The organism is Bacillus sp. GMs2/2, assembly GCF_050172095.1.
Classification (GTDB): Bacteria; Bacillota; Bacilli; order Bacillales; family Bacillaceae_G; genus Bacillus_A; species Bacillus_A cereus.
Window position 1 is genome coordinate 1 of record NZ_JBNLYE010000085.1, and the last position, 15917, is coordinate 15917.

A 15917-nucleotide genomic window follows, 5' to 3' on the forward strand; every position below is an offset into this window, starting at 1 on the left:
AAACGTGTGAAAGACATATAAAATGAAACTTTAATGTAAGCGTATTCTTATGGCTTCTTATAGAAAAGGGTGGAAGTACAATGACAGAACGATTCGTACTACGTAATGTGAAACGTGTGAACGGGGAAGAGATTGACATTGTAATTGAAAATAACAAAATCGCACAGGTGACGAAAGCTGGTGCTGGCGAGGGTGGAAAGGTTCTTGATTACTCTGGTACTTACGTATCGAGTGGCTGGATTGATTTGCACGTTCACGCTTTTCCAGAGTTTGATCCGTATGGCGATGAGGTAGATGAAATTGGCGTTAAGCAAGGGGTAACGACAATTGTTGATGCGGGTAGTTGCGGTGCTGATCGTATTGCAGATTTAGTAAAAAGTAGAGAGCAGGCAAAGACAAATTTATTTGCCTTTTTAAATATTTCTCGCATCGGTTTGAAACGAATTGATGAATTATCCAATATGGAATGGATAGACAAAGAGAAAGCGATAGAAGCAGTAGAAAAGTATAAAGATGTAATCGTTGGGTTAAAGGCGAGAATGAGTAAAAGTGTCGTTTGTGATAGCGGAATTGAACCGCTTCATGTTGCACGCTCTTTATCTCGTGAAACATCATTACCAATTATGGTACATATCGGTTCAGCGCCTCCTCGCATTGAGGAAGTTGTACCTCTTTTAGAAAAAGATGATGTCATTACACATTACTTAAACGGGAAAGAAAATAATTTATTTGATGAAGAAGGCAAACCGTTACCTGTGTTACTAGATGCAGTGAAGCGCGGTGTGCATTTAGATGTTGGGCATGGTAATGCCAGTTTTTCTTTTAAAGTAGCAGAGGCTGCGAAGCGTCACGATATCATCTTTAATACGATTAGTACAGATATTTACCGGAAGAATCGTGTGCATGGTCCGGTGTATAGTATGGCCCATGTTCTTTCGAAATTCCTTTACTTAGGTTATCCGCTAGAAGAAGTAATTGACGCGGTTACGAAAAATGCAGCAGAGTGGCTGAAAAAACCAGAGCTTGGCCGCATTCAAGAAGGCGATATTGCAAACTTAACTTTATTTACGGTGAAAGATGAGAAGGTTACGTTAATTGATTCAGAAGGGAATCAGCGCGTTGCTGAAAGAAGAATTGATACGAAAGGGGTTGTAATTAATGGGTCATTCATTGAATGCTAAGTACGGATTAAAAAGAGTGATTAATGCGAGCGGTAGAATGAGTATTTTAGGTGTATCTGCTCCTACAGATACAGTAATGGATGCGATGAAACATGGTGGACAAAATTATGTGGAAATTGCTGATTTAGTAGATAAAGCAGGAGACCATATTGCGAGAATTCTAGATTCAGAGGCAGCGGTCGTTGTGAATTCAGCATCGAGCGGAATTGCGCTTTCTATCGCTGGTATCGTTACAGAAGGAAATCGCCGTAAAAGTGAAAGACTTCATCAAGAAGTAATCGCGAAAAACGAAGTGATTATGTTAAAAGGTCATAACGTTCAATACGGTGCTCCTGTTGAAACGATGATTTACTTAGGTGGAGGAAAACTCGTTGAAGTTGGCTACGCAAATGAAGGGAAAGCAGAACATATTGAAGATGCGATTGACGAAAATACAGCAGCAATTCTTTATGTGAAATCACATCATGCAGTGCAAAAAAATATGATTTCTGTTGAAGAAGCATGGGAAGTAGCGCAGCGAAATAACGTACCACTTATCGTTGATGCGGCAGCTGAAGAAGACATTCAAAAATATGTGAAGTATTCAGACCTTGCCATTTATAGTGGTTCAAAGGCAATTGAAGGACCTACTTCTGGTATTGTTGGCGGTAAACGAAAATATATCGAATGGCTGAAAGTGCAATTACATTGCATCGGAAGAAGTATGAAAGTCGGGAAAGAGACAACTTTTGGCTTACTTCAAGCGCTTGATGAGTACGGAGTAAAAGAAGATAAGAGCGAGCAAGAAAAAGAATTGCTACAAGTACTTATGCCGCTAAAAGAATTAAATGGTGTAAATGTAACGATCGTTCAAGATGAGGCTGGAAGAGCAATCTTTAGAGCTCGTATTCATATTAACGAGAAAGAGTTAAACAAATCAGCAAGAGATGTTGTGACTGCATTACGCGAAGGGGAAATCGCCATTTATACACGTGATTACGGAGTAAGACAAGGATTCTTTGATATTGATCCACGTCCACTTCAAGGTGATGACATACATGTGATTGAAGAAAAATTGAGAGAAATTGTAGGGGGAAACTAAAATGACAAACATTCAAAAACGTTTTTATAAAGGACGCGTAGCATTAAATGTATTAGCAAACAATATCCAAAATGCGAAAGATATTTTTGAAGCAGCAGAAGGTTATGTAGTAGTGGGAGTGTTATCAAAAGACTATCCAACAGTAGAAGAAGCTGTTATAGCTATGAAAGCATACGGAAAAGAAATTGATGACGCTGTATCAATCGGACTAGGCGCAGGAGATAATCGCCAAGCAGCAGTTGTGGCTGAAATTGCGAAGCATTATCCTGGTAGCCATATTAACCAAGTGTTCCCTTCAGTTGGAGCAACGCGTGCAAATCTCGGCGAAAAAGATAGCTGGATTAATAGTTTAGTATCACCAACAGGAAAAGTAGGTTACGTAAATATTTCTACTGGCCCAATTAGTGCGGCTGGAGAAGAAAAAGCAATCGTTCCAATTAAAACAGCGATCGCACTTGTACGTGATATGGGCGGAAATTCATTGAAATACTTCCCGATGAAAGGGCTAGCTCACCAAGAAGAATATCGCGCAGTTGCGAAAGCTTGTGCAGAAGAAGGATTCGCATTAGAGCCAACAGGTGGAATTGATAAAGAAAACTTTGAAACAATTGTACGTATTGCGCTTGAGGCAAATGTAGAGCAAGTTATCCCGCACGTATACTCTTCTATTATTGATAAAGAAACTGGTAATACGAAAGTAGAAGATGTTCGTGAATTATTAGCAGTCGTGAAAAAGCTAGTTGATCAATATGCGTAAGAAAATTGCAGCGTTCGGCGAAGTAATGATGCGCCTGCAAGTACCTGGATATGAATTGTTGTCGCAAGCTAACACGTTAAATTACTCATTTTCAGGTACAGGTGTGAACGTTGTAGCGGCACTTTCTCACTTAGGGCATGAAGGGCTTCTTATTTCAACTTTACCGGAAAATTCGGTTGGAGATGCAGCTGTATCTTACATTCAAAAGTTAGGGATTCAAACTTCTCTTGTTTCAAGAGGCGGTAAATATGTAGGTATGTATTTTTTAGAAAATGGATTCGGTGCACGTGCAAGCCGCGTTACATATTCGAATCGATTAGAAAGTAGCTTCAATACGGCATGTGAAGAAATGTATCAATTTGAAGAAATCGCAAAGGAAATTGATATCGTTCATTTTTGCGGAATTACACTTGCGATGAATGATACGGTGCGTCATCATATGAAATCTTTAGCGAGAGCAGTTAAAGAAAACGGAGGAACCGTCGTTTTTGATTGTAATTATCGTCCCTCACTTTGGGGAGAAGACGGATATGAACAGGCAACACCGCATTATGAAGAAATGCTAGGACTTGCTAATATCGTTATGATGAATGAAAAAGATGCGATGTTCGTTCTTGGGATGAAAACAGAAGAGACGGAGCGTGAGGCGCAGCTGCTGGATCTTATTCCAAAGGTAGCTGAAACGTATCATATCGCTACAATCGCTGGTACTCATCGCTCCATCAACAGTGATAATACACATTCGCTTCGCGGGTTTATATGTAAAAATGATTCGTTCATTTTTGCAAAAACACTTACGTTTTCTGTATATGATAGAATAGGTGCTGGAGATGCTTATACGAGCGGAATTATTCATGGCGAGATAAAAGAGTTTGCACCAGAGAAAGCTGTTTCATTTGCGTCAGCAGCTGGAATGCTAGCACATACAATCGTCGGTGATACGCCAATGTCATCAGAGAAAGATATACTTCGGGCGATGACGGCATCAGTAGGTGATGTAGAAAGGTAGTGGGTGTAACAGTGAACGTAACGAGGAAAAAAGGACCATTATATTTACAAATAAAAAATATTATTCGTGATCGAATATTGCATGGCGTATATGCGATTCATACGAATATTCCTTCAGAACCGCAATTAGAAGAAGAGTTCAAAGTTAGTAAGATTACAGTGCGTAATGCCATTAAAGAACTCGCTCAAGAAGGATACTTGGAAAAGAAAAGTGGTAAAGGAACGAAAGTGATTCGTAATACTTCTGCGACAAAACTGTCAAAGGGTAAGAAATTTACAGAAGTATTAGTGGAAGAAGGATATAAAGTACAGAAGAAATTGCTAAAAGCAGAAGTCGTGCATAATGAAGAAGGAACAGTGCCATTTCGATTATTCGGGAAAGAGAGTTTCCGTATCGAACGTTTATATACGTTAAATGATGCACCGTACATTCATTATACGCACTATTTCTCAGCAGGAATGGCAAGTACAGATTTATCGGACTTTGATTTACAATCGCTTTATGATTTAGTTGAAGACCGAGGTATACATTTAGAAAACTTCAGAGATGAATTCGCGGTTGGGCTTGCACCTAATTTCGTTGCAGAAGCGCTAGGTGAAAAAGAGGGAACAGCGTTATTAAAACGTATGCGCTATTCTTATGATGAAGTTGGCGAAGTAATTGAATATAGCGAAGGCTACTACAATACAGAAATGCAGCATTATGTAGTGAATTATGACGTATAAAAAAGAGGGGATGTTCCCTCTTTTTTTATAAAGTAAAACTTTAATTAGTGGAGGAGGGCATCACCCACTAATTATTAGCCCACACCAATCGGGATAAAAGTAAGGAGAATGAGAGATGGATATATACTTATTAATCGTCACGTTACTTGCGATCACAATTGTTATTTTAGGGGTATCATGGTGGAAATGGCATGCATTTATTAGTTTAACAGTTGCGAGTTTATTTTTAGCTATTATGTCTGGACTGAATTTGACGAAAATAGTGACTGCCTATGAAACTGGTGTTGGTAGTGTACTAGGGCATCTAGTTGGTATTTTAGCCCTCGGAACAATTTTAGGAAAAATGATGTCCGATTCAGGGGCGGGCATGCAAGTGGCAGACTTCTTTATTCGATTTTTCGGTGTGAAGAAACTACCTTGGGCTATGTTATTTGCAGGTTTTGTTATAGGGATTCCAGTGTTTTTTGAAGTGGGGATTGTCATTTTATTACCACTCGTTATTTCAATTCGAAAAACGACGAAGCAAAATATATTATTAATTGCGTTACCTGTCATTGCAGGATTATCTATTGTTCACGGGCTCGTACCACCACATCCAGGGGCGATGACAGCAATCGGTATTTATAACGCGAACTTAGGAAAGGTACTTTTATATTCATTAATTATCGCGTTACCAACAGCCATTATCGCAGGCCCAATATTTGCAAAGTGGGTACATAAGAGGGTTATACCTGAAAATGAACCGGATCTTGTTCGAGTTACGACAGTATCAACTGATTTGCCAAGTCGTAAAATTTCATTCTTTATTATTTTATTACCAGTTGTATTGATGATTTTATCAGTAGTTGCACCATATATTTCATTACCGAAAAAATTGACTGAATTTTTTGTGTTTATAGGGAGTCCAGTAATCGCCTTACTTATTTCATGTTTCGCAGCATTTTATTTACTTGGTATCAAACAAGGTATTAATAAAAAGATGATTAAAAAATTAACAGATGAAAGTTTATTGCCTGTCGGTTCTATTATTTTAATAATTGGTGCAGGCGGTGGATTTAAACAAATATTAATTGAAAGCGGCGTTGGAACAGCTATTGCACAAATGGCAGAACATATTTCGTTATCACCAATCGTATTAGCTTTCATGGTAGCTGGTTTAATTCGAATTGCAACAGGTTCAGCTACAGTAGCATTAACGACAGCAGCAGGGATTGTTTCACCAGTTATTCAGCACATGTCTGGTGTGAATTTAGAGCTTCTCGTTATTGCAACCGGTGCAGGTTCATTAATGTTTTCTCACGTAAATGATGCAGGGTTCTGGCTTGTAAAAGAGTATTTAGGTTTGACGGTGAAGGAAACATTTAAAACGTGGACGGTGCTGGAAACATTGTTATCATTTATTGCATTTGGTTTTGCTCTTTTGTTGAATATGTTTCTTTAAAGGATACCTGAATAGGTATCTTTTTTTTTGATTAAGCCCAATTCCTAAAACAAGCCCGTTTTTAGGTAAGCCAAGCTTCCTATTCGCCCTGAAAACATAATATAAATGGAATCCCCTCATTTAGAGCAAGGTGAACTTGTTATGAATGATACTAAAGGAGGAATAGGGTAATGAGCGAAAAGTGTGAACACAGACATGATGATTGTAACCGCAGACATGGTTGCGGAGGCGGTTTTGCGCTTCTAATCGTATTGTTTATTTTATTAATTATCATCGGTGCTAGCTGCTTCGGCGGAGGCGGCGGTTGTGGCTATGGTGGTTACGGCGGTTACGCAGGCGGCTACGGTGGATATTGCTGCTAATTATTAAAAACTATTGAAAATAGCCTTGTGCATATTGCACAAGGCTATTTTATTCATATTTTTATATGCTGTGATAATTTATTAATGTACAGAGAACGGATTAAGAAGAAGAAAATAATCTCAATAATCCCGAAAAAGGTGAGTACGATACATGTCTCTTTTAGTAATGAGAAAGAAAACATGCTTTGTAAAAACTTAACCGCAAATAACGTGTGAACACCAGCAACGATGTAAGGAACGAAAAATAAAATTCCTAATTGAATCGTTGCAGAGCGAAACATTTCTGATTCAGTTAAGCCAAGCTTTGTAATCGTAATATACTTTTGTCTTTCAGTTGTTAAGTCATTATACATACGGAAGTATAAAACACTAGCCGCACCGATAAAGAAAATAAAGCCGAGAAATGCCCAAATAAAGAATTGAGCAACTGCATTTCCTTTACCGTAAATGAGTTCATCCGTAGCCGTGTGTATGAAGAAAGGAACTTGAGCGTTCTCTTCTGTATGCTTTTCGTAGAACTCACGCGCATCGCCACTAATAACACGTAACATATTTTTGGTTGGAACTATTGCATTTTCCCAGTTTTCTACGAAGTAGTTATAGATTACAGTTGTTTCAATATGAGGAATCATATTATCAAATACATAATCTTGTACGACAGCTAAATGTGGGAATGCAAAGGATGGTTCGATTCCCTTATTAATAAACCCTTTAATATGAAATTCTTTTTTATTAGACCCGAGTGTAATCGTATTTTGCTTTGCAAATGGATTAGATACGAGATCGAGAAGTTCTGGTGAGTGCCGAGAAATAATATAAACTTCTGTAGAATCGATTGTTATTTCCGGTCTTTTCAATTGTTTAGCAATTGCGTTATAATCACTCATCTTCATAAGCATAATATCTTCTTTGGAAGCTGTATCTTTTAATACTGTAAACTTATATTTTTTGTAAAGAAAATTATTAGTTGTAAGCTCCGTTTCAATTGTAGAAATATGCTTTTGTTCAAGGGAATTGTCACCTTCTGATGTATACGTGAAGGGAACGGGATATCGCTCTAGTACTGATGCCTTCGTATTGTTATTAGCAGCAAATAACCCGATAATAATCGTAAATGCAAGTGCAGATAGCATAGAAACAATAAAGAGTACATTAATATTACTGCGTGTACGAGAAACTAAATCTGAAATCCATAACATATTTATTTGTTTCAAATAAAACTTTCTGCGCTTCTTTAAAATATAGATGAAAAGAAGGAATGTTTGTGAAAAGAATAAATATGTCCCGACTATTACGAGCGGTAAAATAGATAACATAATAAAAAAGACAGATCCATTTTGCACATTTTTTTCCGTTACGTAGCCTCGCGGATAACCAGCGATATAATAGCATAGCCCTAAACAAATTAAAGCGAATAAAGAGATGAGTATAGATGGTCTTTTTTCAGCTGGCATTTTCTTATTCCCCTTAATGAGGTGGGCTGTTTTTCGAGTACGAATAAACATTGGTGTAAACGTAGAAACGATTAAAAATAAAATGATAAACGTTACGGTTGTAACGATAATCGCTTCTGTTGGCCAATATAAATAGAGACCTTTCGCACTTGTTAATTTCGAAGTGACTAATAAGAAAAAGTTAGAAAATACAAGTCCACCTTGAATGCCGATAAAGATAGACAATATCCCGATTATCATATTTTCAGTAAATAACAATCTTTTTAATTGTCTCTGTGAGATACCAAGAATAGTGAGTATCCCGAATTGCTGCTTCCGAACATTTAAAAATGTTCCAATTGAATATAAGAGAAAGAAGAACGAGAACATAACGATCACAAGCTGTGCTGTACTAGCTAAGTTCATTAGAGGATCACGTTCTTGAAAGCTTTGTATACTCTGTAAGCGCGGATGATACGCGTATACAGTAAATGAAAAGAAAACCATGATAGAAAAAGCACTACTTACAAAGTAGGCGAAATATGCTTTCGAATTACGCGAGACATTTTTAAATGCGAATTGCCAAAATGTCATCCACGTCTTCCTCCTAATAACGCTAGAACATCTAATATTTCTTGATAAAATTTCTCGCGATATAATCCGCGGTGCAGTTCATTGTAAAGCTCGCCATCTTTAATGAAAATAACACGGTTACAATAACTTGCTGCAAACGGATCGTGCGTAACCATTAAAATCGTTGCATCTTCTTCTTTATTTAATTTCGTAAATAACTCCATTACGTCAATTGCCGCTTTTGAATCTAAGTTTCCTGTCGGTTCGTCGGCTAGTAGAAGTGAAGGATGATGAATAACAGCACGTGCTACTGCGGTACGCTGTGCTTGTCCCCCAGAAACTTCAAAAATACGCTTGTCCAAAATATGATCAATTCCAAGCTTTTTTGAAATGTTATCAAGCTTTTCATCCATTTCTTTTAATGGAACATTATCTAATGTTAAAGGTAATACGATATTTTCACCGATTGTCAGTGTATCTAGTAAGTTAAAGTTTTGGAAAACAAATCCTAACTCTTGTCTTCGGAAAATAGCTAACTTCTCTCTACGAAATGTGTGCGGTTTTTTTCCGTTAATCACGACATCACCAGAAGTCGGAGAATCGATTGTAGAGATAACGTTTAAAAATGTAGATTTTCCGCTACCAGATGGTCCCATAATGGCAACGAATTCCCCTTTATCCACGTGTAAATTTATATTTTTTAAAGCAGTATGAGGGACTTTCCCCTCATATACTTTTGAGACGTTTTTTATGTGTAATACTTCTTCCATAGTAATCACCTTTCTACTTTTTAAAACTTAATGTGTTGTGATAATTTTTGCATATAAAAGGAACGAATTAAAAGGAAAAATAAAATTTCAACTGTTCCAAAAATCAACAGTACGACTGTAATTTCAGCGAAGAACGAGAGATGTAATATTTCTTGTAGCATCTTTGTCGCAAACATCGTATGGATTGATGCCATAATGTAAGGTACGAAGAAAAGAATTGCAAGCTGAATTGTCGCTGAACGTTTCATTTCAGTCTCAGTTAAGCCGATTTTCGTAATCGTTATATATTTTTCTTGCTCATTTGTTAAATCTGTATACATCCGGAAGTAAAGAACACTGCCAGCACCGATAAAGAAAATAACTCCTAGGAAAGTACCAATTAAGAAGAACGAAGCGACATTTAGTTTTGTCTTATATAGAGAATCGCTCGCTTCACTTGCATGGAAAGGTGGATGCTCTGCTTGAATTGCTGCATTATCGTTATGGATTTTTGTTATAAACGATGAACCGATATTATATGCTTTTTCCCAATCTGTAACTTTGAAGTTATATACACTCATTTGTTTGGAAACTGTGGATAAGGCTTCTACATTTTCATCAGATAGTATGAGTAATTGGTATATTAAGCTGTTTGGGAATGGGCTATAACTTTTATATTCTTTCACTTGTAGTTGTAAATTGTTTTGAGTAAGTGTAAGAGTATTTTTCTGTTCTTTATTGTGAAGTGTTCCAATAACCTGATCATCTAAGTCTTTCATAAGAATATAAGATTCATTCTTATTTACCGTGAGTTTTTCCCAATTTAAAGCCTTAGCAAGTACATTATAGTCACTTTGTTTAATGGCATAATAGAGCTGCGTGTTATCTTCAGCCGAAGATACTTCATATATATCCGTTTTAAATTTTGTATAAGTAAAGTGCTCTTCATTAAATTTCTGCTCTAACCAGTTTAAATGTTCATCAGCTAACGTATTTTCAGTATGTGATAAATAAGTAAACGGGAAAGGGTTTTGTCTAATCGCATCAAACTTTGTAAATTTCCCGAATCCATATAAGAATGTAATCATTGTAAAAGCGAGCGTCGATAGCATCGCTACAATAAAGAGCATGTTAATGTTTGTCCGAATACGTGATGCTAGATCGGAAATCCAAAGCATATTAATTCGTTTCATATAAAACTTTCTTCGTGTTTTTAAAATACGAATAAGTAAAAAACTAATTTGTGAAAAGAAAAAGTATGTTCCAGCTGCAATAAGCGATGGGATGACAAATATACTAGAGACGGCATATAAAAGTCCAATTATGTCACCTAGCGACATAAAATACAGCGGATTTGCGGCTAACGCATATCCACATATTAAACAGATCGCACCAAATAGAGAGATGAGCACGGATGCTTTTCTTTCTTTTTGTTGTTTTCCTTCTTTTAAAAGACGTACGGCTTTTCTCGTGCGAATGAGCATCGGTGTAAAAGATGATACGAGAATGAAGAGCCCGAGAAAGATGATGATAGTTAAAACGATAGCACTTGTAGGCGGATATAAATATAAACCAGGTACGTGTGTAATTTTGGCGGTAACTAACAAAAAGAACTGTGAAAAGACAAGTCCAAGTTGAATGCCAAAAAATATAGAAAGAGCACCAATTAACATATTTTCTATAAATATGAGTCGCTTTAATTGTTTTTGAGATATGCCAAGTACTGTTAAAATCCCGAACTGTTTTTTTCGTACTTTTAAAAACGTCCCGATTGAATACAGTAAAAAGAAAAATGAAAAGAACACAATGACAACTTCTGAAATTGTCATTAATATGTTCAGAGAAAAATTCACGTCTGTCATATGCAATTTAGGATGAAATAAATAAACTGCAAATGAGAAAAAGATTGCGATGGAGAACGCACTGCTTACAAAATAGGCGAAATAAGCTCTGGCGTTTCTTGTGACGTTTTTAAATGCAAACTGCCAAAATGTCATTCACCTAAACCTCCTAATAGGGTGAAGATGAAAAGAGTATGAGAGATACTCTTTTCATCAAGTTTGTTTTAAATATTTTGTCCACTCGTGTAATGTGATAATTTTTGCATATAAAGTGAACGAATGAATAAGAAAAATATGATTTCAACGAATCCAAAAATAATAAGAACGGCTGAAACTTCTTTGAACAAAGACAGACCAATTACATCTTGTAGCATTTTTGTTGCGAACATTGTATGAATGGATGCCATAATGTACGGAATGAAAAATAAAATACTAAGTTGAATGGTTGCAGATCGTTTCATCTCTGTATCTGTTACACCGATTTTAGAAATCGTTATATATTTCTCTTGTTCGTTCGTCAAATCCGTATACATTCTAAAGTAAAGAACGCTACCAGCTCCAATGAAGAAAATAACTCCTAAAAATGTCCCGATTAGGAAGTACGCGGCACTACCTGATGTTATTTTGTATAACGATCCCGCTGATTCAAAGGAGCGAATAAGAGGCCCTTCATACTGGTATTTATTTCGATCTTTTTGTACCTTTTCTATAAAATTATCAGCAATTTCATATGTCTGTTCCCAGTTTTGAATTTTGTAATTGTATGCTGATATATGTTTTACGGTGTTAGGTAAGTTATTTACGATAATATCAGGCAACACTATCGTTTGATATGAAAAGTCAGATGGGATTGCGTTTACATGCTCATAGCCTTTAACTCTTAATTTCGTATTTGTACTAGAGAGTGTAATGTAATCCCTATTGTAGCTTTGCTCAAATTCGTTGAATATGGTGATATAAGATGTCCCTGTTAGCACATATGCTTCGTTATCATCCATAAATAGTTGTTTCATTCGTAAAGAATTCGCAAGTTTGTTATAGTCACTTTGCTTAATTGCGTATACGTCATTATAAATAGCTATATCTTTATCTTCTTTTAGTGGTGTTTCATATATATCAGCTTTTATTTTTTGATAAGGGAAATGCTCTTTTTGTAATTGTTGCTCAAGCCAATTTAAATGCTCTGTAACAAAAGGGTTCGCATCATAAGAGAAATAAGAAATTGGGAAAGGGGAAGTTCTATTCACCTCTAGCTTAATAAATTTCCCGAATCCATATAGGAACGTGATCATTGTGAAAGCAATTGTAGAGAGCATCGCTACAATAAAAAGCATATTAATATTCGTCCGAATACGGTTTGCTAAATCTGAAATCCAAAGCATATTAATCCGTTTCATATAAAATCTTCTTCTTTTCTTTAAAATATAAATCAGTAAGAAACTAATTTGAGAAAAGAAAAAATATGTTCCTATTGTAACTAGCATTGGGATAACGAAAATACTCGAAACCATATATATAACACCGATTTGCGGGCTTACTGATACGAAATATTTAGGATTTCCAGCTAACGTATAACCACCAAATAAACAAATCGCACCAAATAATGAAACAAGTACGGATGGTTTTCTTTCTTTTTGTTTTCCACCATTTGTTTTTAAAAGGTGTACCGCTTTTTTTGTACGAATAAGCATTGGTGTGAATGCAGATACAATGATAAAAAGACTAAGGAAAACAATGGTTGTTAAAATAAACGCGTTAGTAGGACCGTATAAATATATTCCTGGAACATGCGTAAGTTTGGCTGTTACTAATAAGAAAAATTGAGAAAAAACAACTCCAAACTGCATGCCGAAAAAGATAGATAAAATCCCGATTAACATATTCTCCATAAAAACAAGACGATGTAATTGTTTTCTCGATATTCCTAAAATGGTCAAAACACCAAATTGTTTTTTTCTAACTTTTAAAAAAGTACCAATGGAATATAGTAAAAAGAAGAAAGAGAAAAATACAATTACTACTTCTGAAAATATCATTAATCCTGAAATTTCAGAGGTCATGTCAAAGTTTTGTAATTTCGGATGGAATAAGTAAACAGCAAACGAAAAGAACACAGCAATGGAAAAGGAACTACTTACAAAGTAAGCAAAATAAGCTCTCGAGTTGCGCGTGACGTTTTTAAATGCAAATTGCCAAAATGTCATAGATTATACCTCCGGCTAGAAGATATAGAAGTAGTTGTATTGCAAAAAATGTATGAGAGTGAGTTCTCATACATTTTGCTAGCATATGTTACGATCATGCTTCGGTCACCTTCTCCGTATGTTCTGCTTGATTATTTGCAGCGTTGTGGAAGATGATTTTAATCGTCGTTCCTTTACCAACTTCGGAATCTAGTTTGACAGAGTGACCTAAATAATCACAAATTTTACTTACAATATAAAGTCCCATACCAGTAGATTCTCCGAATGCGCGACCGTTTTTCCCAGTGTAAAATGGTTCAAATACTCTTCGAATATCTTCTTGCGGAATACCAACACCTTCATCGCGAACTTCTAAAATAATATCTTTTCCGTTTCGGTAAGCAGATAAGAAAACTTTCTTTCCGCGTTCCCCAGAGTAACGAACAGCATTTGTCATTAACTGATAGATGATAAATTTTAGCCATTTTGCATCAGAAGCAACTTTTAAATCAGAATGGACTTCTAAAACAGGGAAGACACCATTACGAATGAATAGTTCTTTTAATCCGTTAATATTTTTTGTTACCGTATCTTTTAATGAAATCGTCTCAACATGGAAATCTTCATGGAAGTTATTTAACCTAGCCATGTATAAAGCCATATCAAGCCCTTGGTTTAGACGCTCTAACTCTTTTTTAAACTTTGGAATTAAATGCTCGTCTTCCATTTCTAGCACCATAAGCTGCATAACAGAAACAGGAGTCTTCATTTGATGTACCCAGTGGTTAATGAATAATTGATGTTCTTGTTGTTTTACTTCATACGATTGTAGTTCTTTTTGGAAGAGGCGGTACTGCGTACGCACGAGTTCATTGACACCGTGAGGCATCGGAGCAGTTGCTCTTTCAATAAACACATCTTCCATTTTTTCTGGTTGCTCGCTTAATCTATGGTACATTCTACGATTGCGAACGTAACGGTAAGCGAGGAAACAAATAAATAAATATAAACTTAAAACGACGAAATAAAATTTATTGTTTTGAAATCCATCTACTGCATCATAAAGAACGAAAATGATACCAAAGTTTAAAACGTACAGTAGGAAAAATGCAAAATGATCACGTAAAAATAGCTTCATGCTTATTCACTCCAAGTTGCGTTAAAGCGATATCCAAGTCCACGTACTGTTTCAATAGAGTTCTCAATACCAAGCTCATTAAACTTTTTACGAAGACGCGTAATGTTTACGTTTAATGTATTTTCTTCAACGAAGCTTTCGTCATCCCAAAGCGCAGCTAATAAATCTTCACGGCTTGCTGTACGAGGGAATTTAGATAATAACATTTCAGCTAAAATAGCTTCTTTTTTCGTTAAAAGAACTTGTTCAGATCCGAAGTGAATTTCAGGACGTTCTGGGAATAGTTTTAAACCTTCTACTTCAACGATACGTTCAGAAATATTTGGTGCATAATCACCGTAAATACGGCGTAATTGTCCTTTAATTTTCGCCATTACAACGTCGTAGTGGAATGGTTTTGTAATGTAATCATCCGCACCGCTTTCAATTGCCATAATTTGTTCCATCTCACCAGCACGCGCTGAAATGAAAATAATTGGACAAGTAGATTCATGACGAATTTGACGGCACCAGTAGAAACCATCGAATTTCGGTAAGTTTACATCAAGTAAAACAAGATGTGGTTTCACAGCGTTAAACGATTCCATAATATCATCGAAATTCTCTGCAACAACAGCTTCATAACCGTACTTCTGAATGTGAGATTGCAGTAATGATGAAATATTTGGATCGTCTTCAACGATTAAAATTTTATACATATGTATATTCCTCCTCAGAAAAACAATTGTAGCTATAGTGTATCATGTGTTTCAAGTCTTTTCATTATGTTGAAAGATAAGCTAGTAAACAGTATAGGTTAAAAGTGAGAAAAGTAAAAAGGGCACTGGATACAATTGACAAATAACAGTAATCGGTTTAACATTTAGATAAATATCTAAATGTCTAATTATCGAAAGGAAGAAAGACATTGAATCAAGCATTCAAAGCATTAGCAGATCCAACAAGGCGAAAAATTTTAGACTTATTAAAAGAAGGTGATTTAACCGCTGGTGAAATCGCTGAACATTTCAATATGACAAAACCAAGTATTTCACACCACTTAAGCGCACTTAAAAATGCTGAACTTATTCAAGATGAAAAGAAAGGGCAATTTGTTGTGTACTCTTTAAACACAACTGTCTTTCAAGATTTATTAACTTGGGTGTTTACATTTACGAATAAGGGGGAAGAGGGGAAATGAAAAAACATCTTTTTGCAATCTTATTAATTGTTATAACTTGTTTAGCTTGGGCGTTTGCTTGGCCACATTTGCCGGATACAATTGCAACGCATTGGAGCGGAGGTAAGGTAGATGGATATTCTTCTAAATTTTACGGAATGATTTCTATGGTCGGAATTATGATTGCATTATATATATTTCTAAATGTGATACCAAAGATTGATCCAAGAAAAGCAAATTACGAGAAATTTTCTAAAGCCTTTATGATGATGAATAATGGTGTAC

15 protein-coding genes are annotated in these 15917 nt (G+C 35.9%); 9 read left to right on the forward strand and 6 right to left on the reverse strand.

What is annotated here, in order from left to right; translation table 11 throughout:
• Positions 1 to 80: 80 nt before the first annotated feature.
• The 7 genes from ACQGS6_RS13070 (at position 81) to ACQGS6_RS13100 (ending at position 6556) form a co-directional block, all read left to right on the forward strand.
• Positions 81 to 1181 (forward strand): amidohydrolase/deacetylase family metallohydrolase, encoded by a 1101-nt coding sequence (locus tag ACQGS6_RS13070; RefSeq protein ID WP_000139937.1) that lies wholly within the window; start codon positions 81 to 83, stop codon positions 1179 to 1181.
• Positions 1159 to 2262 carry a DgaE family pyridoxal phosphate-dependent ammonia lyase gene (locus ACQGS6_RS13075; protein WP_242785173.1) on the forward strand — a complete coding sequence of 368 codons (1104 nt, stop codon included), beginning with the start codon at positions 1159 to 1161 and terminating at the stop codon, positions 2260 to 2262. The genes ACQGS6_RS13070 and ACQGS6_RS13075 overlap by 23 nt, the downstream gene beginning before the upstream one ends.
• Before the next feature lies 1 nt (position 2263).
• On the forward strand, positions 2264 to 3019 hold the full coding sequence (dagF, locus tag ACQGS6_RS13080) for a 2-dehydro-3-deoxy-phosphogluconate aldolase (protein ID WP_426965205.1): 756 nt from the start codon (positions 2264 to 2266) through the stop codon (positions 3017 to 3019).
• Positions 3012 to 4028, forward strand: coding sequence for a sugar kinase (locus ACQGS6_RS13085; protein WP_242785172.1), 1017 nt, complete (start codon positions 3012 to 3014; stop codon positions 4026 to 4028). The genes dagF and ACQGS6_RS13085 overlap by 8 nt, the downstream gene beginning before the upstream one ends.
• Positions 4028 to 4753, forward strand: coding sequence for a GntR family transcriptional regulator (locus ACQGS6_RS13090; RefSeq protein WP_000539288.1), 726 nt, complete (start codon positions 4028 to 4030; stop codon positions 4751 to 4753). The genes ACQGS6_RS13085 and ACQGS6_RS13090 overlap by 1 nt, the downstream gene beginning before the upstream one ends.
• A gap of 115 nt (positions 4754 to 4868) precedes the next feature.
• Positions 4869 to 6194, forward strand: coding sequence for a gluconate permease GntP (gntP, locus tag ACQGS6_RS13095; RefSeq protein WP_326318282.1), 1326 nt, complete (start codon positions 4869 to 4871; stop codon positions 6192 to 6194).
• A 170-nt stretch (positions 6195 to 6364) separates the two neighbouring features.
• On the forward strand, positions 6365 to 6556 hold the full coding sequence (locus tag ACQGS6_RS13100; protein WP_001290392.1) for a YjcZ family sporulation protein: 192 nt from the start codon (positions 6365 to 6367) through the stop codon (positions 6554 to 6556).
• A 53-nt stretch (positions 6557 to 6609) separates the two neighbouring features.
• On the opposite strand, the gene ACQGS6_RS13105 is transcribed toward ACQGS6_RS13100, so the two are convergent.
• The 6 genes from ACQGS6_RS13105 to ACQGS6_RS13130 all read right to left on the reverse strand — a co-directional run bounded on the left by ACQGS6_RS13105 (position 6610) and on the right by ACQGS6_RS13130 (position 15171).
• Complete coding sequence (locus ACQGS6_RS13105) at positions 6610 to 8583, reverse strand: ABC transporter permease (protein ID WP_153600606.1); 1974 nt, start codon at positions 8581 to 8583, stop codon at positions 6610 to 6612.
• Positions 8580 to 9332, reverse strand: a complete 753-nt coding sequence (locus tag ACQGS6_RS13110; protein ID WP_000393250.1) for an ABC transporter ATP-binding protein — start codon at positions 9330 to 9332, stop codon at positions 8580 to 8582. Before ACQGS6_RS13110 ends, ACQGS6_RS13105 begins: the two co-directional genes overlap by 4 nt.
• Before the next feature lie 20 nt (positions 9333 to 9352).
• The gene (locus ACQGS6_RS13115; RefSeq protein WP_074625370.1) at positions 9353 to 11308 is read right to left on the reverse strand and encodes an ABC transporter permease; all 1956 of its coding nucleotides are present in this window, start codon (positions 11306 to 11308) and stop codon (positions 9353 to 9355) included.
• A 68-nt stretch (positions 11309 to 11376) separates the two neighbouring features.
• Positions 11377 to 13356, reverse strand: coding sequence for an FtsX-like permease family protein (locus tag ACQGS6_RS13120; RefSeq protein WP_074625369.1), 1980 nt, complete (start codon positions 13354 to 13356; stop codon positions 11377 to 11379).
• Positions 13357 to 13450: 94 nt separating this feature from the next.
• Complete coding sequence (locus ACQGS6_RS13125) at positions 13451 to 14473, reverse strand: sensor histidine kinase (protein ID WP_050822145.1); 1023 nt, start codon at positions 14471 to 14473, stop codon at positions 13451 to 13453.
• Positions 14474 to 14475: 2 nt separating this feature from the next.
• Positions 14476 to 15171 carry a response regulator transcription factor gene (locus ACQGS6_RS13130; protein WP_000276738.1) on the reverse strand — a complete coding sequence of 232 codons (696 nt, stop codon included), beginning with the start codon at positions 15169 to 15171 and terminating at the stop codon, positions 14476 to 14478.
• Between the two features lie 209 nt (positions 15172 to 15380).
• On the opposite strand from ACQGS6_RS13130, the gene ACQGS6_RS13135 reads away from it, so the two are divergent.
• Positions 15381 to 15653, forward strand: a complete 273-nt coding sequence (locus ACQGS6_RS13135; RefSeq protein ID WP_001070531.1) for an autorepressor SdpR family transcription factor — start codon at positions 15381 to 15383, stop codon at positions 15651 to 15653.
• Positions 15650 to 15917 (forward strand): DUF1648 domain-containing protein (locus ACQGS6_RS13140; protein WP_426965206.1); only part of this gene is annotated, 268 nt, incomplete at its 3' end. The genes ACQGS6_RS13135 and ACQGS6_RS13140, both read left to right, overlap by 4 nt.